Raw genomic sequence first — 18,288 nt, 5'->3', positions numbered from 1 at the left:
CCAGGATCGAATCCCAACCCCTCCCCTGGCATGCCGATTGCTGGCCCGCCGCGTCGGAACCGCCGCGGCCGTCGGGGTCGCGACTCCGCCTATCTGGAGATCTGGCCATGCCCCGCCTCCGCCCAGCCCTTGCTGCTGTGCTGTTGCTTGCAAGCGCATCCGCCACCCAGGCGCAGACCTTGCGAATCGCCTTCAAGGCGTCGATGGATGGCACCGATCCGCACCAGTCCTTCACACCCAACCGCAACGCGCAGTTGCATGTATGGGAAACGCTCGTGACGCAGGACGCGACGCTGCGTCCGCATCCACTGCTGGCCACGTCCTGGCGTTCGGTCGATCCGCTGACCTGGGAGTTCACGCTGCGCCGCGATGCGGTGTTTCATGACGGGACACCGTTCACCTCGACGGATGCGGCCTTCTCCATCCTGCGCGCCAAGGCGGCGACGGGGCCGCGCACCTACGCCGCGGCGGTGCGCAACGTTGCGACGGTCGAAACACCCGACGCCCATACGCTGATCGTGCGCACCACCGTGCCCACGCCGCTGCAGCCGGACTTCCTTGTCGGCATTGCCATGGTGAGCGCGCGCGCGGCAGAGGGTGCACAGGATGCCGATTTCAACGGCGGTCGCGCCGCGATCGGTACGGGCCCCTATCGCTGGGTGCGGTGGACGCCGCAGCAGGACGTGACCTTCGAACGCAGCCCGAACTGGCGCGGCACGCCCGAGCCTTGGGAACGCGTGCAGATCCGCTTCATTCCCAATGACAGCGCACGCGTCGCGGCGCTGCTCGCGGGCGATGTGGACGTGATCGACACGGTGCCGACCGGGCTGCATGCGCGCATCAGCGGCAATGCGGCGACACAGCTCATCAAGACCGATTCCGTCTTCACCCACTATTTCTACCTGGACAGCATGAGCGACCAGGTGCCGAACATCACCGGCCTCGACGGCCAGCCGCTGCCGCAGAATCCGCTGCGCGACCTGCGCGTGCGCCAGGCCATTTCCCACGCCCTGAACCGCGAGGCGCTGGCCAACCGCGTGATGGAAGGCGGTGCGACGGCGACCGGGCAGATCGCCCCGGTGGGGCTGATTGGCCATGTGCCGGAGATGCCGGTGCCGGCCTATGATCCCGCGCGGTCTCGTGCCCTGCTGGCCGAGGCCGGCGATCCGCAGGGCTTCGCCATGACCATTCACTGTACGCAGGACCGCTTCGCGGGTGATGCGCGCACCTGCCAGGCGATCGGACAGATGCTGACGGCGATCGGCATCCGCACGACGGTCGAGGCGCTGCCCATGCCGATCTATCTGCGCCGCAGTGCGACGCTGACGCCGGGCGGCGCGCCGGAACTGACCGCGCACCTGTCGATGTTCGGTTCCTCCTCCGGCATCGCGTCCGAGGCGCTGACCGCGCTGATCCGCACGCCGAATGCGGCGCGCGCGCATGGCGGCTGGAACCGCACGCGCTATTCGAATCCGCAGCTCGATGCTCTGCTCGACCGCGTGGACAGCGAATTCGATCCGGCGAAGCGCGAGGCCGACACGCAGGAGGCGATCCGCTGGGTGGCGGACAACCTGCCGCTGGTCCCCATCTTCCACGTCGGCGCGTCCTGGGGCCTGCGCCGGGGCCTCACCATGACGCCGCGCGCCGATCAATACACCATGGCCACCGAGGTTCGTGCAGCACCATGAAGCAGCTACATCTGGGCGCCTTCTTCTTCACGCCGGGCAGTCATTCCGCTGGCTGGCGCCATCCGCGTGCGGTCGCCGAGAGCGACATGTCCTTCGCGCATTATGTGCAGATGGCGCAGACCGCCGAGCGCGGCTGCCTCGACTGCCTGTTCTTCCAGGACACGGCGGCGGTGAACGGCAGCGCCAATCTCGACGGCGCCGGGCCGTGGCGGCCGGGCATGGGCCGCCAGGTGTTTCCCGAGCCGGCGACGCTGATCGCATCGCTGGCGCCGGTGACGAAAAACATCGGCCTGGTCGCCACCGCGACCACGACCTACAACGACCCCTACACGGTCGCGCGGCGCTTCGGATCGGTCGATCACATCAGCGGCGGGCGTGCGGGGTGGAACCTCGTCACCTCGCAGATCGAGGACGAGGCCTTCAACTACGGCTATGAGAAGCACCCCGATCACGCGAACCGCTACGAACGCGCGGAGGAGTTCTTCGACGTCTGCGCCGGCCTGTGGGATTCCTTCGAGGACGGCGCCTTCATCCGCGACAAGGCGTCGGGGCGGTATCTTGATCCGTCGAAGGGTCACATCCTCGACCACAAGGGCGAGTTCTTCACGGTGCGCGGGCCGCTGAACCTGCCGCGCTCGCCGCAGGGGCGGCCGGTCATCGCGCAGGCAGGGTCGTCGGAGGACGGGCGGAAGCTCGCCTCGCGCTGCGCCGACATGATCTTCACCGCGCAGTCGGTCGTGAGCGAAGGGAAGGCCTTCTACGACGAGCTGAAGTCGCGCGCCGTGAACCATGGCCGCAACCCGGATCATGTGAAGATCATGCCCGGCTTCATGACCATCCTCGGCGAGACGCAGGACGAGGCCGACCAGATCGCCGGCGAGCTCGGCGACATGATGGACGAGAAGAACGCGATGCGGCTTCTCGCCCGGCTGTGCGGCGACCTCGATATCTTCGCCTATCCGATCGACGGTCCGCTGCCGGACCTGCCGCCATCCAACGCGGCGAAGGCGCGGCAGGATCATCTGGTGGCGAAGGCGCGGGCCGAGAACCTGACAATTCGCCAGGTGGCGCGGTATCTCGGCACCTCGCTGGGGCACCAGCTGGTCGTCGGCACGCCGACATCGGTGGCTGACAAGATGCAGGAATGGCTGGAAGCCGAAGCCTGCGACGGCTTCACCCTGCTGTTCCCCTTCTACACGCGGCCGCTCGAGGATTTCGTGCGGCTGGTGGTGCCGGAGCTGCAGCGGCGCGGGCTCTTCCGCACCGAATATCCGGGCACGACGCTGCGCGACAGCCTCGGCATCCCGATCCCGGCGAACCGCTTCGCCGCGTAGGGAAACCGGAAGGGCCTTAGAGCCGGTTGGAAATGCGCCGATCGGCGCATTTCCAGGGCCGGTGCCGGACTTTTCAAACGGTCTGTTACTCCTCCGGATCGCCCCACCAGGGGGCGGGCATTCCGGAATGCCGACCTGACAGCGGCGCACGGCGCCGCATATCGGCTTCCACGCGCCCCGTGGCCTCTGGCGGGGCGTTCACCCCCCGGGCCACCAGACCCGGAAGGTCGTCCCCACGCCTTCCTCGCTCTCGATCATCAGTTCCCCGCGGTGCCGGTTCACGATGTGCTTCACGATCGCGAGCCCGAGGCCCGTCCCGCCGGCCTTGCGCGACCGTCCCTTATCCACTCGGTAGAAGCGTTCCGTCAGCCGCGGGATGTGATCGCGTGGAATGCCCGGCCCGTCGTCCGCGACTGACAGCAGGAACCCGCTGCGCCCGTCCCGCCCCGGCGCGGCGGCGACGGAGAGGCGGATCTCCCCGCTTTCGCGCCCATGGCGGATGGCGTTGTCGAGCAGGTTGCGGATCACCTGCGCCGCCTGATCGGCATCGGCGGGATGGGCCGGCGCCGCCGCCGGCAAATCGAGGCTGAGACGCACCTTACGCGCCGCGAGCTGCGGCGCGATCGCATCCGCCTCCGCCTGCGCGATGGCCGCGAGATCGGCCCGGCCGGACGGCGCCTGATGCTCAGCGATCTCGATGCGCGACAAGCCGAGCAGATCGTCGATCAGCCGACGCATGCGGTCTGACTGCTCGGCCATGATGGTCAGGAAGCGCTGCTGCGCGGCGGGATCGTCGGCGGCCGGGCCGCGCAGCGTCTCGATGAAGCCGATCAGGCTGGCAAGCGGCGTGCGCAGCTCGTGGCTCGCGTTGGCGACGAAATCGGCGCGGGTGCGCTCAACCGCGCGTTCCCGCGTGCGATCGGACAGCAGCACCAGAACGCAACCGCCATCGGCCAGAGGCGGGTCGAGGGGAATGGCCTGCGCCATCAGTTCGCGCGGCACCGGCACCGGCAGGGACAGGTCCGCGACGGCCGGCTGGCCGGTGGCCAGCGCCCGGTCCAGCGCCTCGGCCAGCGCCGGGTGGCGCAGCAGCGCGGCGGCGTCGGCGGGCGGCAGACTCGTGCCCTGGGGCGGTGCGCCGAGCGCCTCGCGCGCCGCACGGTTGGCACGCAGCGGCAGTCGCTCGGCCGACAGCACCAGCAGCGGGTCGGGCAGGGTCTCGATGATGGCGGCGTCGGCGCGGCGGAGCCGTTCCACCTGTGCGCCGCGTTCTGCCAGGCTGCGCGCGAGGCGCGTGACGCCGTCGGCCACCGCCTGCACGGAAGGCAGCAGCGGGGAGGCCGGCAGGTCCGGCACCGCCCCGCCGGCCGCAGCCGCACGGATGCGCGCCGCCAGCCGGCTCAGATTGCCAAGCCAAAGCCGTGCCACCGCGGCCGCGGCGCCGATCGTCGCGACCAGCGCGACGACGCCGGGCCAGAACGCCAGCGCGCCCGTTCCCATCAGCACCAGCAGCGCAGCCGCGGGCACGCCACAGATCACCGCGGTCGAGCGCAACCAGGCGCCAAGGCGCGGCTGCTCTCCGGTCATGGCGGGGGTCAGGATCCGGCGCTGCCGGGCCGCGGCGCTGACTCGATCATGCGAGGCTCGCCCATCGCCTCGACTGAAAAGAGAGCGAGGCCGCGTTGGACGATCCCGTCGGGCTGCAGGCGGATCGGCCCGTCGACGCCATCGAATACCTCGCCGGTATTCGGGCCGGCCTGGCCGCGCGGCGTCAGCACCACACGCGTGGCGACCCCCGCGGCATCATAGGCCACGCCGGCGAGACGTGGTGGCCGTTCCCCGAAGGCGCCCTCATACCGCGCATCGAAGCGGGCGCGGCTGTCCGGGTCGGGCGCGGCGAACAGCGCGCCGACCAGGGCCGGTTCCTGCCCCATGCCGGCATCCTGCGCCCAGAGTGCATGCCCGAGCAGGCGCGGCGCCGGTTCGGCGAAGCCCGCCGGGCCGAGTGCCGCGGCGATGGCGCGCGCCGTCGCGCCGGTGCTGCCGATCATGATGGCATCGAGCCCGCCGGGCGCGCGGCTGGCGAGGTCCTGCGCCACCGTGGGGGGATTCGCGCGCGCGCTGTGCAGCAGGATGACGGGATCGGTGAGGCCCCAGGTATTGGCCTCCGTCCGCATCGCGGCGGCCAGCACCCGGCCGAAGGCATTGTCCGGGGCAACGAGTGCGAAGCGCCGCGCGCCCGCCGACTGTGCCGCGCCCATGGCGCGGCGGACCTGCTGGGCTGGGGTGACGCCTAGCGTCCAGACGCCCGATCCGGCCTGCGCGGAATCGTTGGTGAAGGCGAGAATCGGGATGCGCGCCGCCCGCGCGGGGCCGGAGGCCGCGGAGGTCTCGGCCGCGGTGAGTGGCCCGACGATAACGCGCACGCCTTCCTGACTGGCCCGCCGCGCGGCCGCAGCGGCGCCGGAGGCCGTGCCGCCGGTATCCATCGGCAGGAAATCGACGTTGCGATTGCCGCGCTCGAACAGGGCGAGCTCGGCGGCCTGTTCCATGGCCGCGCCGAGCGGGGCCTGCGGCCCGGACAGCGGCAGCAGCAGCGCGATGCGCGATCGCGGCGGTTCCTGCAGCGGCTGGCGCGAGCCGACCGCCACTGACGCTTGCTGCGCGCAGGCCGACAGGCCCACAAGGGCCGCCAGGACGGGCACGGAGGCGCGACGTGGGAGGCGAAGGCGAGACAGAAGAGACACGGTGCGAGGATCCTCCCCCTGATCCGGCTGGTCGGCCAAGTCTTGTGCTCGTCGCCACGCCGATCGGCAACCTCGGCGACCTGTCGCCCCGCGCTTTGTCAGCGATCAGCGCCGCCGACGCCGTGCTGTGCGAGGACAGCCGGGTGACCGGCGGCCTGCTCGCGCGGCAAGGCGTCGCGGCGACCATGATCCCCTTGCACGATCACAATGAGGCGACGCAAGCCCCTCGCTTGGTCCAACGCATGAAGTCGGGCGAGTGTTTCGTCCTGGTCTCGGATGCCGGCACGCCGCTGATGAGCGATCCCGGCTACCGCCTGGTACGCGCGGCCATCGAGGCCGGCGTTACGGTCAGCGCCGTGCCCGGGCCGAACGCGGCGGTGATGGCGCTGTCACTCTCTGGTCTGCCGCCGCATCCCTTTCTGTTCCTGGGCTTCCTGCCGGCGAAGAGCGGGCCGCGCGGGGCGGAACTCGGCCGGCTGCGCGGGATCGAGAAGGCGGGCCTCTCGGCGACGCTGGTCTTCTATGAGGCACCCCATCGGCTGGCCGAGACCCTGGCCGCGATGGCGGAGGCCCTCGGCGCCGACCGGCCGGCCGCCGTGGCGCGGGAACTGACCAAGCGGTTCGAGGAGGTGCGGCGCGGCACGTTGGGCGCGCTCGCGGCACATTACGCGACCGCGGAAGCGCGGGGCGAGATCTGCCTCGTGGTTGGGCCGGCGGCAGAGGAAGCGGCGGGACCGGAGGAATTGGACGACCGGTTGCGCGCCGCGCTCGCCGCAGGACTCAGCCTGCGCGACGCGGCGGCAAGCGTGGCGGCGGCGACGGGGCTGCGGAAGCGGGATGTGTATGCGCGGGCGCTGGCGCTGGCCGGGGCGTGAGCCGGAAGGGGGCCCTGGCTTGGCGCGGAGGTGCGAACCGGAAGGGGCTTTGCCCGTTCCATCTCTGGCAGTCAAAAGCCGCAAGGCGTTCCTGGGGATCCGCCTGCTGCCGCGGGCGAAGATCGGAGGGCCTCTGACCCTCCGAACCACCCCGCCAGGGGATTGGATCTCCTGGACCGGATTCTGGTGGTGCTGGCCGCGAAGGTCACTTTCCGCCCTCCCAGCGCCTTTCGGGCGCAAGGCCCCTCCATCGGCAACGGCGGACGTGTCCGGGTAACCAGGGTGGCTATCACCTCGGGCGCCCGCACGCCGCGCTGTCGCGACGCCGAACCCAGGTCGGCGCCGCAGGCGGAAACGCGCCACATGGGGCGTTTCCAGACAGGGTCTCAGCGCCCTTCGATCAGCGTCGTATCATCGGGCCAGAGGCTGCGCGAGACGATCCCGGCCACCACCGCACCGACAATCGGCGCCACCCAGAACAGCCAGAGCTGCTGCAGCGCCCAGCCGCCGACGATCAGCGCCGGCCCCGTGCTGCGCGCCGGGTTCACCGAGGTATTGGTGACCGGGATGCTGATCAGGTGGATCAGCGTCAGCCCCAGGCCGATCGCGATCGGCGCGAAGCCGGCCGGCGCCCTGCCATGCGTCGCGCCCAGGATGATGACCAGGAAGAAGAAGGTCATCACGAATTCGCAGATCAGCGCGGCGTTCATGCTGTAGCCGCCCGGCGAATGCGCGTCGAAGCCGTTCGCTGCGAAGCCGCCGACCTCGAAGCCCGGCTTGCCGCTGGCGATGGCGTAGAGGATGTACGCCCCGGCAATCGCGCCGAGCACCTGCGCGACGATGTAGGGCACCGCCTCGGCCGCCTTGAACCGCCCGCCGGCCACCAAGCCGAGCGTCACCGCCGGATTGAGATGGCAACCGGAGACATGGCCGATGGCGTAGGCCATGGTCAGCACCGTGAGGCCGAAGGCGAAGGACACACCCAGCAGTCCGATGCCGACCTCGGGGAAGGCCGCCGCCAGGACGGCGGACCCGCATCCGCCAAGCGTGAGCCACAGGGTGCCGACGAACTCGGCGGCGAGTTTGGGGGCCATGCGCGCACTCCTTCAGTTTTGGCGCAGGCAAAACGATAGCATCTCGATCCGAGTCTGCCACTGTATTGGGCAAGTTGCAGATCAGGGGCGCAAATAACCAAGGACGACCTCCACCGCATGGCGTTCGCGCGCTTCGAGCGCCGCCTCGGTGCCGAGATCCTGGCCGAAGATGGTCGAAAGCGTGTGCCGGTTCGCCACCCAGAAATGCCCGAGCGCGAGCATGGTCACGTAGAGTTGCAGCGGATCGACGTCGCGGCGGAAGATCCCGGCCTCCTCGCCGCGCTGGAGCACCGCGCGCAGGCTGTCGACCAGCGGCGAATACAGTGCCGGCACCGCGCCGCTGCGCTGCAGATAGGCGGCGCGATGGATGTTCTCCTGGTTCAGCAGGGCGACGAATTCGGGATGGGCGGCGGTGTAGCGCAGGTTGAAGCGCACCAGACGGGCCATCGCCTCGGGCGGGGCAAGGTGCTCGACGTCGACTTCGCGCTCCTCGGCGCGCTTGGCGGCATAGGCGCGTTCCAGGACGGTCAGCCAGAGTTCCTCCTTCGACCCGAAATGCGCGTAGAGCATACGCTTGTTGGCGCCGGACCGCGCCGCGATCTCGTCCACCCGCGCGCCGGCCAGGCCATTCAGGGCGAATTCGGCGAGCGCCGCATCCAGGATGCGCTGCCGTGTCGCCGCGGCGCGGGCCGAGAGCGGCCGTGGCGCATGTTCCTCCATCAGAACCGGCCATCCCGCACTTCGAATTTGGTGGCCTTGCCGAGCGAGCGTCTGCCATGGGCCACCCAATCCGCCACCCAGTCCAGCATCGTCATCAGCGACACGGTGGGATAGCCGAAGGTCGCGAAGGCGCGGCCCGCGTTGGACAGCAGGGCGTCCGGCGCCTCGGTGCCCTCCAGGATCGGCGCCTTGCCGAAGCGGGCGCCGAAATGCTGCGCGGCCCAGCGGATCGACACCGTCTCCGGTCCCGTGACGTTCAGGATGGGGCAGGTGGGTTCGGCACGCGCCAGGGCGCGCAGCGTCCAGGCATTGGCATCGCCCTGCCAGATGACATTGGCATGGCCCATCGCCATCGGGATCGGCTTGCCGTCCAGAACCTTGGTCGCGACGTCGTGCAGCACGCCGTAGCGCAGGTCGATCGCGTAGTTCAGCCTGATGCCGAAGCAGGCCGTGCCGCGCGTCGCTGCGGCATGCTGGAAGACGCGTTCCCGCCCGAGGCAGGAGGCCGCGTAGTCGCCGATCGGCGCCGGCGGCATGTCCTCGGTTGCGCCGCCGGAGAGGATGGGCACCAGCCGCTGCACGTTGCCGGTCGAGAAGAAAACGATGCGGGACGCTGCGTAGCGTTCCGCCACCATCGCCGGCAGCAGCACATTCATGGCCCAGGTCAGCGGTTCGTTGCCCGTCGCGCCGAACTTCATCGCGGCCATGAAGACGACATTCGGTGCATCCGGCAGGGCGGCCAGGGCGTCGCGGTCCATCAGGTCGGCGGCGAGGCATTCGATGCCCCAGGATTCCATGCGCGCGCGCAGCCCCGGTTCCGACCAGCGTGCCACGGCGATGACGCGGCGCGACGGATCGGCCCGCTTCGCCTGGCGGCAGAGCGTCGGGCCCATCTTGCCGGCCGCGCCCAGGACCAGGATGTCGCCCGGCACCACGGCCAGATCCGATACCAGCGCCGGATCAGGGCGTGACAGCAGGTCTTCGAGAGCGGACTCGTCGGCAATGGTCGCGGGCAGGTCAGGCACAGGCGGTTCCTCCGGCCGGCATCCTTGCCCTGCCGGGGAGGAGAGTCCATGCACGTCGGCCGCTACTGCGCCTGCGGGGCCGTTGCGACCTCATCGGCACGGGGCAGCAGGATGAAGACCTCGGCTTCGTCGCGCATGCGCCCGGCGCGCTCGCCGGCTTCCGGGCCCCAGCCCCAGAAGTAGTCGGTGCGCGCCGGCCCCCGGATGGCGCCGCCGGTATCCTGCGCCACCACCAGCCGGCCGGTGGGTTCCACGCCCCGCCGCGCCATCGGGTCCCGCACGGAGACGAACATCGGCGTCCCGAGCGGGATGAAGGTCCGGTCCACCGCCACGCTGCGCCCCGGGGTCAGCGGCACCCCCATGGCACCGATCGGCCCCTGGTCCGGCGTCAGGCCATCGACGACCCGGAAGAAGACATAGGACGGGTTGGCACGCAGCACCTCGTTCGTGCGGTCATGCCCGACGCCGGTCAGCCAGGCGCGGATCGCCTGCATCGACATCTGGTCGCGCGTCAGTTCCCCGCGTTCGATCAGCACGCGGCCGATGGGCACATAGGGCTGGCCATTCTGCCCGGCGTAGCCGACCCGCATCATCTGCCCATCCGGCAGCATGACGCGGCCCGAGCCCTGGATCTGCAGGAAGAAAGCATCAGTAGGATCGTCCACCCAGGCGAGTTCCAGCCCGCGCCCGGCCAATGCGCCGGTGTCGATCGCCGAGCGGGGCAAGAAGGGTTCTAGTCGCCCTTCCACCATCATCCCGAAGCGTCGGCGCAGCGGATTGCCGGCGACAGGCTGCTCGACCAGCTCCGGCGGCCGGGCCAGGAGCGGGGTGCGGAAGACCTCATCCTGCGCCGGCGCACCGCGCAGGATGGGTTCATAGTAGCCGGTCATCAGGCCGGCGCCGATCGCGAAGACCTCGAACCGCGCCTCGATATAGGCGCGGACGATGTCGTTGCGCTCGGCCTCCCAGGCGGCCATTCGGCGGCGATAGAGCGGGCCGCGCGGCGCGTTGGGCGCAAAACGCGGGGGCCGTGGCAGGGCGCGCGCGAGTTCCCGCATGTCGGCGCAGATGCCGTGCCAGGCGAAGGCGGTGCCGGCCCGCAGCGCCGCCTCGCCCTGGCCGCCCAGCGGCGTTTCCGGGCGCATCGGCCGCAGCGCACCGCAGGAGGCGAGCAGCGCGGGGAGTACCTCGGCCTGGCGGTCAGTGCCCCATCCGGGCAACTCACTGAAGGCGGCAGGACGCAGGGACGGGGGCTGCGCGCCTTCCGTGGCGGGAGGGGCGGGTGCCGCGGCGGGCGCGGCGCCATCCTGCGCGCTGGCCGGCCCGCCCAGCAGCAGGGTCGACAGCAGGATGGCCGCAGCCGGCGCCGCGCGGCCGTTTTGGGCCGTCCGTGACATGGTCGTTTTATACCTCTGCCCAGCCGGCGCCGCGACTCTCCGGGGGCTGTAGGAAAGTCGCGGGCGCCCCGGTCCTGGGCTAGGCAGACCGGGTTCCCACCAGTCTCCAGGTGGGATCGGACGACCGAAGATCGCGCTGGAACGTCCAGAGGTCCGTGATTTCCGTCACAGCCTCCGCACCCGCGGCGATCGACCCGTCCTGTGCGATCGTCAGGTTCACCTGATCCGACACGATGCGCACGGTGATGTCGGCGATGGTGCCTTTCAGCTCGGCTTCCTCGATCGCCATGTCGTGGATCGCACGCAGCTCGGTCCGCTGGGTCGCACCGGCCGTCTCGCGCGCGGAAATCGCCTGGTCGAAGCCGGCGAAGGCCTCCTCGGACAACAGGTTGCGCAGCGTGTCGCGATCGCCGGCTGCGAAGGCTTGGACGATCATCCGGAAAGCACCTTCGGCGCCGCCCAGGAAGGCGCCGGGCTCGAAGGCCGGGTCGACGCCACGAATGCGCATCAGCGACTGGCCGAGTGGCGAACGCGGGTCAGGCAGGGCGCGCATCGCGGCGCCCGCCTGGGGCGGGGGCGGCAGCTCCGCCTCCCGCGCGGCGGGCGGCACGGCGGCGCCGGGCGTGGCTTCGCCCGGCTGACGCTCGAAGCCAGTGCGGCGGCCCAGCACGCTGCGCAGGCGCAGCACCAGGAAGGCCGCAACCATCGCGAACAGGATCAGATCAATCGGCAGGCCGCCAGTCATGACACTCTCCTCATCTTTCTCACTTAGGGCGGCCGGGGTCTCGTCGCAACATGAACCGCTTCAGGTTGCCGGCGGCTTTCCGGCCGGCTACGCGGAAGGTGATGTTGCAGGGAAGCGCCGGATGATCCTCCTCCGCCACGGCCAGAGCGAGTTCAACCTCCTCTTCACCCAGACGCGCAGGGATCCTGGCATCGCCGACCCCGTCCTGACACCGCTTGGCCACGAGCAGGCCCGGTCGGCGGCCGAGACGCTGGGCCGGGAGGACATCCGCCGCATCCTCGTCTCCCCCTATCGCCGCGCCATCCAGACCGCGCTGCCGACGGCCCAGCGGCTCGGGCTGCCCCTGACCATCACCCCGGTGGTGCGGGAACGCTATGCCTTCTCCTGCGACGTCGGCAGCCCCCGGACCTTCCTGGCTGAAACCTTCCCGGAGGTGGATTTCGCCCATCTCGAAGAAGTCTGGTGGCCGCCCGAGGAGGAGCCCGCCGTCCAGGTCGAAGGCCGCGCCGGACTGTTTCGCGCGGAAATGGCCGCGCTGGATGGCTGGGAGCACACGCTGGTGGTCTCGCATTGGGGGTTCATCATGGCGCTGACGGGCCGCAGCGTGACGAATGGAGAGATGCTGCGCGTGGACCCGACGGCGCCAGGGCCGGCGCTGGTGCCGTGGAAGCATCCGTGAAGGGGGAGGCGCCTCTCAGGCGGGGTGCACCGAGGACGTAGGCGGTTCTGGCTTCCGCGTAGCGGAGCCGGAGGGGCGGCGCCCCTCCGACCGCGATCACGGCGAACGCATCCAAACGACAAGGGGGCTGCTGGACACTCAGCCCAGAAGAACGAAGTCCCGCCAGCGCGCCGCTCCCCGGCACGTTGCAGCCCTTCGCCGGTGTCTCATCCCCAGGGATTCCGCCGCCCGCCCGACCACGGGCCCGGTGCTGCGGCCGGTGGCGCTGCGCCCGGGCCGCCTCGGCTCTGACCCATCCGTGCCGCCAGCTCCTGCAGCGCCGCCACGCGGTTCGCGGTGCTCGGATGGGTCGAGAACAGGTTGTCCATCCGCGCCCCGGAGAGTGGGTTGATGATGAACATATGCGCCGCGGCGGGGTTCGCCTCGGCGCCGTAGTTCTGGATCTGATGGGCGTAGTGTTCCAGCCGCTGCAGGCCAGAGGCGAGGCCGAGCGGGTTGCCGGTGATCTCCGCCCCTACCCGGTCGGCTTCGTATTCGCGCGACCGGCTGATCGCCATCTGCACGACTGCCGCCGCAAGGGGGGCGAGGATCAGCATCAGGATCATCGCGATCGGGCCGAACGGGCTCTGGTTGCGGTCGCGATGGGCGCCGCCGAAGAACATGCCGAAATTCGCGAGCATGGAGATCGCGCCCGCCACTGTCGCCGTCACCGTCATGATCAGCGTGTCGCGGTTCTTGATGTGGGCGAGCTCATGCGCGATCACCCCGGCCACCTCCTCCTCGGGCATCAGGTTCAGCAGGCCGGTGTTCACGGCCACGGCTGCGCTCGACGGGCTGCGCCCGGTGGCGAAGGCGTTGGGCTGGTCCTCATGGATCACATACAGCGCCGGCATGGGCAGCCCCGCGCGCTGGGCGAGCTGCGCCGTGATCTCGTACAGGCGCGGTGCGTCATGCGGGCTGATCGGCTGCGCATTCTGCATGCGCAGCACCACCCGATCGCTGTTCCACCAGGCGAACAGATTCATGCCGCCGGCAAACAGCAGCGCCAGGATCATGCCCTGCTGCCCCGCGATGGCAAAGCCGAGCCCCCCGAACAGCGCCGTCAGCGCTGCCAGAAGAACCGCCGTGCGCAGATATCCGCTCATGCCCCTCTCTCCACTGCTGCGTCGCAGGCCGGGACAGCCTACATCATCCCCGCCATGACCGAGACGACCCCCAACCCCGATCCGAAGCCCGCCGTGACCCCGGACGCGAAGGCCGACCCGAAGCCCCCCGCCCCCCCGATGCCGAAGGAGATCGGCGGCCCCACCGGCCCCGAGCCCACCCGCTTCGGCGACTGGGAGCGCAAGGGCCGCGTCAGCGACTTCTGATGCCGCTGGACGACGGCCCGATCCGCCGCCTGCCGCCCCGCCCCCAGGCGCGCAACGTGCTGGGCGGCGCGTTGTTGCCCTGCTCCGTCGCGCCGGTGACGGGATTCTTCCGTGACGGCTGCTGCAACACCGGGCCGGCGGATGTGGGGCGGCACGTGGTCTGCGTCGAGGTCACCGCCGCCTTCCTCGCCTTCAGCCAGGCGGCCGGCAACGACCTGTCGACGCCACGGCCGGAATTCGGCTTTGCCGGGTTGCGGCCCGGCGATCGCTGGTGCCTCTGTGCCGAACGTTGGGATGAGGCGCGCCAGGCCGGCATGGCCCCGCCGGTCCTGCTGGAAGCGACGCATGAGGCGGCGCTGGAGGTCTGCCGGCGGGAGGATCTGGCCGCGCGCGCGCTGGATTAAAGCAGATCACGCCCCGGGGGCATCGGCCCGGCGTCGCGCGATGCTTATCGATACAACGGCCAGGGCAGGGGCGGGGCCGCTTCCCGTTCCGCCCTACGACGCCCCTGGCAGCGGCCGGTATGGCAACGGCGCGAAGCGTGTCCCGTACAGCGTGATGTCCTGCCACACGCCATGGGTCACATAGGGGTCTTCCGCCATCCAGGCGCGCGCCGCGTCATCCGTCGCGTGACGTGTGACGGCGATCGACCCGCGCATGGTCCCGGCGTCGTCCAGGATCGCGCCCCCCATGGCGAGCGTGCCATCCGCCGCCATGCTGTTCACCCGTGCGATATGTCCGGGCCGGGCGGCAGCGCGGCGCTCCGCCGCGCCGGCATCCGTGCCGTCCTGCGCGACGATGACCGTGTGGGTGCGGGTGGCGGAGATCGGCTCGCCCGGCTGCGGGAGCGGACGATAGGGCAGCGGCGCAATACGGAAGGGATGCGCGGTCCAGCGGTCCCACACGCCCTCGACCACGAACGGCTCCTCGGCGAGGTAGGCATCGAGCCCGGCCTTGTCGGGCACGTCCAGCACCATAAGCGATCCGGCCGGCTTCCAGTCCGGCGTGAAGAGCGGCACGCCGAGAGCCAACCGGCCCTCCTGCGCCCAGCGGGTGATGACGGCGAGGTGCCGGTCGCGCGATGCGGCGCGGCGGGCCGGGTCCGGCCCGTCCCAGGCGATGATGGCGTAGCCCATGGTGATGGTTCCTGCCCTTCTGCGTTGGGGGCAGCCTGCCACGCCGACGCCCGCGCGTCAGCCCGCCATGACAGCGGAGGAGCGGCGGCTGCCCCTCCTCCACGCGCTGTCAGTACATGTGCTGGCCGCCGTTGATCGACAGGGTCGAGCCCGTGATGAAGTCGGCGTCGTCGGCGGTGAGGAACACCACGCCGCGCGCGATGTCATAGGCCGTGCCGAGCCGGCCGCGCGGGATGCGCGCGATGATCTTCTCGAGCACGTCGGGCGGCACGGCGCGCACCATCTCGGTGTCCACATAGCCCGGCGCGATCGCGTTCACGGTGATCTGCGTGCGGGCGCCTTCCTGGGCGAGCGCCTTGGTGAAGCCGTGGATGCCCGACTTGGCCGCGGCGTAGTTCACTTGGCCGTACTGGCCCGCCTGGCCGTTGATGGACCCGATATTGACGATGCGGCCGAACTTGCGCGCCGTCATGCCATCCCAGACCAGCTTGCACATATTGTAGCAGGATCCGAGGTTGGTATCGATGACCGCGTCCCACATCTCGCGGTTCATGCGCTTCATCGTGCCGTCGCGGGTGATGCCGGCGTTGTTCACCAGCACCTCGATCGGGCCGACCTCGGCCTCGATCTTCTTCACCGCATCGGTGCAGGAGTCGTAGTCCGCGACATCGAACTTGTAGCAGGGAATGCCGGTGCGCTTGGTGAAGGCCTCGGCCGCCGCATCGTTGCCGGCGTAGGAGGCGACGACCTTGCGGCCGGCCGCCTGCAGCGCCTCGCTGATGGCGGCACCGATGCCGCGTTGACCTCCGGTGACAAGTGCGACGCGAGCCATGCCTGATCTCCTCCCTCGGGCGGATGCGCTTGAGCGGTATCAATGGTCCGGTAAAGCCGCGCAATCCTTGACGCTCATCAAATCCTGTCGGGACTTCGCACGCCAGGGGGAAAGCGTGCAGTGCGGCAGGACGGCAGTGCCGTCGCTTGGCCCGCCGTCGCGCCTGCCGGGTCTGGTGCGCTGCGCTGTGGGGTGCTAAGCAATCGGCATGGCACCGCAGTGGCGCATCACTGGGCGAATTACCGGCACGGCCTGATCAGGTCCGCGCCCCGGGCGGGCGTGCCTTCGGCCGTAGGATTGCCCCGCCCGAGCGCTACCACTGCCGGATTCCTTGATCGCCATGTCCGAACACGACAATTTCGTTTCCGCGCGCTTCGTCCTGCTGGCCGAGGCGTCTCCCGGGCTGCTGTCCCGCCTGCTGCAACCGCTCGCCAAGCGCGACCTGGTGCCGGACCGCGTTACGGCGCGGCGTCTCGGTGAGGTGATGCGCGTCGAGATCGGCCTCGATGCCATGCCCGCCGGCATGGTCCATCTCGTCGCCGGCAACCTGTCCCAGGTCGTGGGCGTGACGGAACTCAGCGGCGGCGAGGACGTACTGCGAGCGGCCTAGCCCGCGCTGCCTCCCATCAATTGCGGTATTGCAACAAACGACGCCCGCTCGATAGGATGGACGCGGAGCGGCCGGATGCCCCGGCTCCCCGGGGACATGCCGGATGGCGCGAGCATCCGCGCATGGCCGCCCCGGCATGGCAGAGGCCACCATGCCGCGCATCCTCCCTGGCTGCCACGATGCCGCAGCCGCCATCGCGCGATGGATGCGCGTGTCGTACCTCGTCGTTCTGCTGGCTGTCGCCTGGGGGCTTTCGGCGTGCGTCCCGCCGGCCGACATCTCCGACCCCACCGCGCGCGCCCAGATGATCACGACCTTCCGTGCCGGCCAGACCGCGCTGGAGTGCACGGTCGGCTGCATCGCCTCCTGGGTGCAGAACAGGCGGGCGGCGGGCGCGCTCGATACCGCGGGCCGTTGGGAGGAACTGGCGCTGCTGGTCGCGCGGATCGGCTACATGCAGGACATCGGCTATTACTATCTCGGCCGCGCCGCCGCGGGGATGGGGCTGCCGGACGCCGCGAGGACCCATTAAGGGCGCGGCTACACGCTGACCACCGGGGCACTGTGTGGGCCGCAATGCCACTTGTCCAACGCGTGCAACGGCGTCGACCTGGCTGCCGTGCTGCCGTGCTGCCGTGCTGCCGTGCTGCCGTGCTGCCGTGCTGCCGTGCTGCCGGCACTGATGGCGGCCCGGCCTGCCGTGGCCTTCCGCGCGGCCTCTGCGCATGCGCGTGCCGCCGTTGCGCGACCACGGTCGGCGACGCCCGCGAACCTCGCTCCGTATTGCGCCGCCGTGGGTGACGACGACACTGGTGGCACGATGGATGAGAGACGGTCCGATGGGTCGCCCCAGTCTTACAGTTGGCGATGCATGGCAGGGCGCGTGATGCTCTGCGCCTATTATGCCAACGACTATCTTTGCAGGCGGAACCTGCACGGCTTGGCGCCGAGCCCTCAGGTTCCGGCCTACTGCGCCCGACAGCCGGACAGCTTCGTTCCAACGGCGTTCAACGACACGTCGTTGGGTTGGGATTGCAGGGCCGGATCCCCGGTTCTCGCCATGCCGGCCCGGCTCGACCCGCTCGGCTATCGGACCGACAGTCGGACGGCCGCGCCCCGGTAGGCGCCGGCCGGCCGCCTCTACCGCAGCGCCAGCACCGCCATCATCACCAGGCCGATCCCGATCCGGTACCAGCCGAAGGGCGTGAAGCCGATCCGCCCGATCACCGCCAGCACCGCGCGCACGGTGAAGAAGGCGACGATGAAGGCCGCCACGAAGCCGACCCCGATCTGCCCGAAGGCGGAGAAGTCGAGCTCGTGCCGCGCCTTGAACAGCGAGAAGACTGTCGCCGCCATCATGGTCGGAATGGCGAGCACGAAGGAGAATTCCGCCGCCACCTTCCGGTCCACCCCGATCAGCAGCGCGGTGATGATGGTCGCCCCGGATCGCGAGGTGCCCGGGATCATCGCCAGCGCCTGGCCGAGCCCGACCAGCACCGCGGCGAGCGGCCCGATCTCCGGCACCGAATGGATCGTCGGCGGCGGACGTTCCCGCTCGATGAGGATGATGGCGATGCCGCCCACGATCAGCGCGACGCAGACCACCCAGGGATTGAACAGCAGCTCGGTGATCGTCTTGTGCAGCGTCGCGCCGATGATCGCCGCAGGCAGGAAGGCGAGGATCAGGTTGATGACGTAGAAGCGTTCCCGCCCCGGCCGCCACATGCCCAGCACCAGATCGACGATGAGCTGCCGGTAGATCACCACCACGGCCAGGATGGCGCCGAGCTGGATCGAGATCTCGAACGCCTTGCCCGGCGGGCCCTGGAAGCCGATCAGCTCGCCCAGCAGGATCAGGTGGCCGGTGGAGGAGACCGGCAGGAACTCGGTCAGCCCTTCGAGGATGCCCATCGCCAGGGCGGAGAACAGGGCGGCGAGGTCCATGAACCGATGATCCGTTTGTGGGAAGGGCCCGACCTTATGCCGTTGCCCTCATGGCGTGAATCGGGCAACGCGGATGACATTCCCGCCATCCG

Annotated in this window: 19 protein-coding genes; 8 read left to right on the top strand and 11 right to left on the bottom strand. The window is 70.2% G+C overall.

Annotated elements, in window-relative coordinates; translation table 11 throughout:
* Positions 1 to 107: 107 nt before the first annotated feature.
* Both KPL78_RS11235 and KPL78_RS11230 read left to right on the top strand, forming a co-directional pair.
* Positions 108 to 1,688, top strand: a complete 1,581-nt coding sequence (locus KPL78_RS11235) for an ABC transporter substrate-binding protein (RefSeq protein ID WP_219763027.1) — start codon at positions 108 to 110, stop codon at positions 1,686 to 1,688.
* Positions 1,685 to 3,022 carry an LLM class flavin-dependent oxidoreductase gene (locus tag KPL78_RS11230; RefSeq protein ID WP_219763026.1) on the top strand — a complete coding sequence of 446 codons (1,338 nt, stop codon included), beginning with the start codon at positions 1,685 to 1,687 and terminating at the stop codon, positions 3,020 to 3,022. The genes KPL78_RS11235 and KPL78_RS11230 overlap by 4 nt, the downstream gene beginning before the upstream one ends.
* Positions 3,023 to 3,220: 198 nt before the next feature.
* On the opposite strand, the gene KPL78_RS11225 is transcribed toward KPL78_RS11230, so the two are convergent.
* Positions 3,221 to 4,609: an ATP-binding protein gene (locus KPL78_RS11225; protein ID WP_219763025.1), complete on the bottom strand. Its 1,389-nt coding sequence runs from the start codon at positions 4,607 to 4,609 to the stop codon at positions 3,221 to 3,223.
* 8 nt (positions 4,610 to 4,617) lie between these two features.
* Positions 4,618 to 5,673 (bottom strand): penicillin-binding protein activator, encoded by a 1,056-nt coding sequence (locus KPL78_RS11220; protein WP_219763024.1) that lies wholly within the window; start codon positions 5,671 to 5,673, stop codon positions 4,618 to 4,620.
* A 140-nt stretch (positions 5,674 to 5,813) separates the two neighbouring features.
* On the opposite strand from KPL78_RS11220, the gene rsmI reads away from it, so the two are divergent.
* Positions 5,814 to 6,644 (top strand): 16S rRNA (cytidine(1402)-2'-O)-methyltransferase, encoded by an 831-nt coding sequence (gene rsmI / locus KPL78_RS11215; protein ID WP_219763023.1) that lies wholly within the window; start codon positions 5,814 to 5,816, stop codon positions 6,642 to 6,644.
* 386 nt (positions 6,645 to 7,030) lie between these two features.
* Here the strand turns inward: rsmI and aqpZ are convergent, their stop codons facing one another.
* The 5 genes from aqpZ to KPL78_RS11190 form a co-directional block, all read right to left on the bottom strand.
* Complete coding sequence (gene aqpZ / locus KPL78_RS11210) at positions 7,031 to 7,738, bottom strand: aquaporin Z (RefSeq protein ID WP_219763022.1); 708 nt, start codon at positions 7,736 to 7,738, stop codon at positions 7,031 to 7,033.
* Between the two features lie 81 nt (positions 7,739 to 7,819).
* Complete coding sequence (locus tag KPL78_RS11205; RefSeq protein ID WP_219763021.1) at positions 7,820 to 8,458, bottom strand: TetR family transcriptional regulator; 639 nt, start codon at positions 8,456 to 8,458, stop codon at positions 7,820 to 7,822.
* Positions 8,458 to 9,483, bottom strand: a complete 1,026-nt coding sequence (locus KPL78_RS11200) for an NAD-dependent epimerase/dehydratase family protein (RefSeq protein ID WP_219763020.1) — start codon at positions 9,481 to 9,483, stop codon at positions 8,458 to 8,460. The genes KPL78_RS11205 and KPL78_RS11200 overlap by 1 nt, the downstream gene beginning before the upstream one ends.
* Before the next feature lie 62 nt (positions 9,484 to 9,545).
* Positions 9,546 to 10,880 (bottom strand): murein transglycosylase A, encoded by a 1,335-nt coding sequence (gene mltA, locus KPL78_RS11195; protein ID WP_219763019.1) that lies wholly within the window; start codon positions 10,878 to 10,880, stop codon positions 9,546 to 9,548.
* A gap of 79 nt (positions 10,881 to 10,959) precedes the next feature.
* A complete protein-coding gene (locus tag KPL78_RS11190) occupies positions 10,960 to 11,625 on the bottom strand; it encodes a Tim44/TimA family putative adaptor protein (RefSeq protein ID WP_219763018.1) in 666 nt (221 codons plus the stop codon).
* Between the two features lie 121 nt (positions 11,626 to 11,746).
* On the opposite strand from KPL78_RS11190, the gene KPL78_RS11185 reads away from it, so the two are divergent.
* On the top strand, positions 11,747 to 12,304 hold the full coding sequence (locus KPL78_RS11185) for a histidine phosphatase family protein (protein WP_219763017.1): 558 nt from the start codon (positions 11,747 to 11,749) through the stop codon (positions 12,302 to 12,304).
* A 206-nt stretch (positions 12,305 to 12,510) separates the two neighbouring features.
* On the opposite strand, the gene htpX is transcribed toward KPL78_RS11185, so the two are convergent.
* Positions 12,511 to 13,449, bottom strand: coding sequence for a zinc metalloprotease HtpX (htpX, locus tag KPL78_RS11180; protein WP_219763016.1), 939 nt, complete (start codon positions 13,447 to 13,449; stop codon positions 12,511 to 12,513).
* Between the two features lie 54 nt (positions 13,450 to 13,503).
* Between htpX and KPL78_RS11175 the strand changes: the two genes are divergently transcribed.
* Both KPL78_RS11175 and KPL78_RS11170 read left to right on the top strand, forming a co-directional pair.
* Positions 13,504 to 13,674, top strand: coding sequence for a succinate dehydrogenase assembly factor 4 (locus KPL78_RS11175; RefSeq protein ID WP_219763015.1), 171 nt, complete (start codon positions 13,504 to 13,506; stop codon positions 13,672 to 13,674).
* The gene (locus tag KPL78_RS11170) at positions 13,674 to 14,078 is read left to right on the top strand and encodes a DUF2237 family protein (protein ID WP_219763014.1); all 405 of its coding nucleotides are present in this window, start codon (positions 13,674 to 13,676) and stop codon (positions 14,076 to 14,078) included. Before KPL78_RS11175 ends, KPL78_RS11170 begins: the two co-directional genes overlap by 1 nt.
* Before the next feature lie 93 nt (positions 14,079 to 14,171).
* Here KPL78_RS11170 and KPL78_RS11165 read toward each other — a convergent pair whose 3' ends face one another.
* Positions 14,172 to 14,810, bottom strand: coding sequence for a YciI family protein (locus tag KPL78_RS11165; RefSeq protein WP_255568853.1), 639 nt, complete (start codon positions 14,808 to 14,810; stop codon positions 14,172 to 14,174).
* A gap of 109 nt (positions 14,811 to 14,919) precedes the next feature.
* On the bottom strand, positions 14,920 to 15,642 hold the full coding sequence (gene phbB / locus KPL78_RS11160) for an acetoacetyl-CoA reductase (RefSeq protein WP_219763013.1): 723 nt from the start codon (positions 15,640 to 15,642) through the stop codon (positions 14,920 to 14,922).
* Positions 15,643 to 15,982: 340 nt separating this feature from the next.
* Here phbB and KPL78_RS11155 point away from each other — a divergent pair, with 340 nt between their 5' ends.
* Entirely contained in the window at positions 15,983 to 16,252 is a 270-nt protein-coding gene (locus KPL78_RS11155; protein WP_219763012.1) for an ACT-like domain-containing protein, read from the top strand.
* A gap of 151 nt (positions 16,253 to 16,403) precedes the next feature.
* Positions 16,404 to 16,784, top strand: a complete 381-nt coding sequence (locus tag KPL78_RS11150; protein WP_219763011.1) for a hypothetical protein — start codon at positions 16,404 to 16,406, stop codon at positions 16,782 to 16,784.
* A 608-nt stretch (positions 16,785 to 17,392) separates the two neighbouring features.
* Here KPL78_RS11150 and KPL78_RS11145 read toward each other — a convergent pair.
* A complete protein-coding gene (locus KPL78_RS11145) occupies positions 17,393 to 18,196 on the bottom strand; it encodes an undecaprenyl-diphosphate phosphatase (protein ID WP_219763010.1) in 804 nt (267 codons plus the stop codon).
* Positions 18,197 to 18,288: the final 92 nt, after the last annotated feature.

The sequence above is a fragment of the Roseomonas alba genome (assembly GCF_019430885.1).
Taxonomy (GTDB): Bacteria; Pseudomonadota; Alphaproteobacteria; order Acetobacterales; family Acetobacteraceae; genus Neoroseomonas; species Neoroseomonas alba.
This window is presented reverse-complemented; position numbering and strand designations above follow the sequence as displayed.

Bases quoted from the DNA above. Each gene is read 5' to 3' on its own strand.
- KPL78_RS11235 (WP_219763027.1), top strand. From the start codon at position 108: ATGCCCCGCCTCCGCCCAGCCCTTGCTGCTGTGCTGTTGCTTGCAAGC.
- KPL78_RS11230 (WP_219763026.1), top strand. From the start codon at position 1,685: ATGAAGCAGCTACATCTGGGCGCCTTCTTCTTCACGCCGGGCAGTCAT.
- KPL78_RS11225 (WP_219763025.1), bottom strand. From the start codon at position 4,609: ATGACCGGAGAGCAGCCGCGCCTTGGCGCCTGGTTGCGCTCGACCGCG.
- aqpZ (WP_219763022.1), bottom strand. From the start codon at position 7,738: ATGGCCCCCAAACTCGCCGCCGAGTTCGTCGGCACCCTGTGGCTCACG.
- KPL78_RS11205 (WP_219763021.1), bottom strand. From the start codon at position 8,458: ATGGAGGAACATGCGCCACGGCCGCTCTCGGCCCGCGCCGCGGCGACA.
- mltA (WP_219763019.1), bottom strand. From the start codon at position 10,880: ATGTCACGGACGGCCCAAAACGGCCGCGCGGCGCCGGCTGCGGCCATC.
- KPL78_RS11190 (WP_219763018.1), bottom strand. From the start codon at position 11,625: ATGACTGGCGGCCTGCCGATTGATCTGATCCTGTTCGCGATGGTTGCG.
- KPL78_RS11185 (WP_219763017.1), top strand. From the start codon at position 11,747: ATGATCCTCCTCCGCCACGGCCAGAGCGAGTTCAACCTCCTCTTCACC.
- htpX (WP_219763016.1), bottom strand. From the start codon at position 13,449: ATGAGCGGATATCTGCGCACGGCGGTTCTTCTGGCAGCGCTGACGGCG.
- KPL78_RS11175 (WP_219763015.1), top strand. From the start codon at position 13,504: ATGACCGAGACGACCCCCAACCCCGATCCGAAGCCCGCCGTGACCCCG.
- KPL78_RS11170 (WP_219763014.1), top strand. From the start codon at position 13,674: ATGCCGCTGGACGACGGCCCGATCCGCCGCCTGCCGCCCCGCCCCCAG.
- KPL78_RS11165 (WP_255568853.1), bottom strand. From the start codon at position 14,810: ATGGGCTACGCCATCATCGCCTGGGACGGGCCGGACCCGGCCCGCCGC.
- phbB (WP_219763013.1), bottom strand. From the start codon at position 15,642: ATGGCTCGCGTCGCACTTGTCACCGGAGGTCAACGCGGCATCGGTGCC.
- KPL78_RS11155 (WP_219763012.1), top strand. From the start codon at position 15,983: ATGTCCGAACACGACAATTTCGTTTCCGCGCGCTTCGTCCTGCTGGCC.
- KPL78_RS11150 (WP_219763011.1), top strand. From the start codon at position 16,404: ATGCCGCGCATCCTCCCTGGCTGCCACGATGCCGCAGCCGCCATCGCG.
- KPL78_RS11145 (WP_219763010.1), bottom strand. From the start codon at position 18,196: ATGGACCTCGCCGCCCTGTTCTCCGCCCTGGCGATGGGCATCCTCGAA.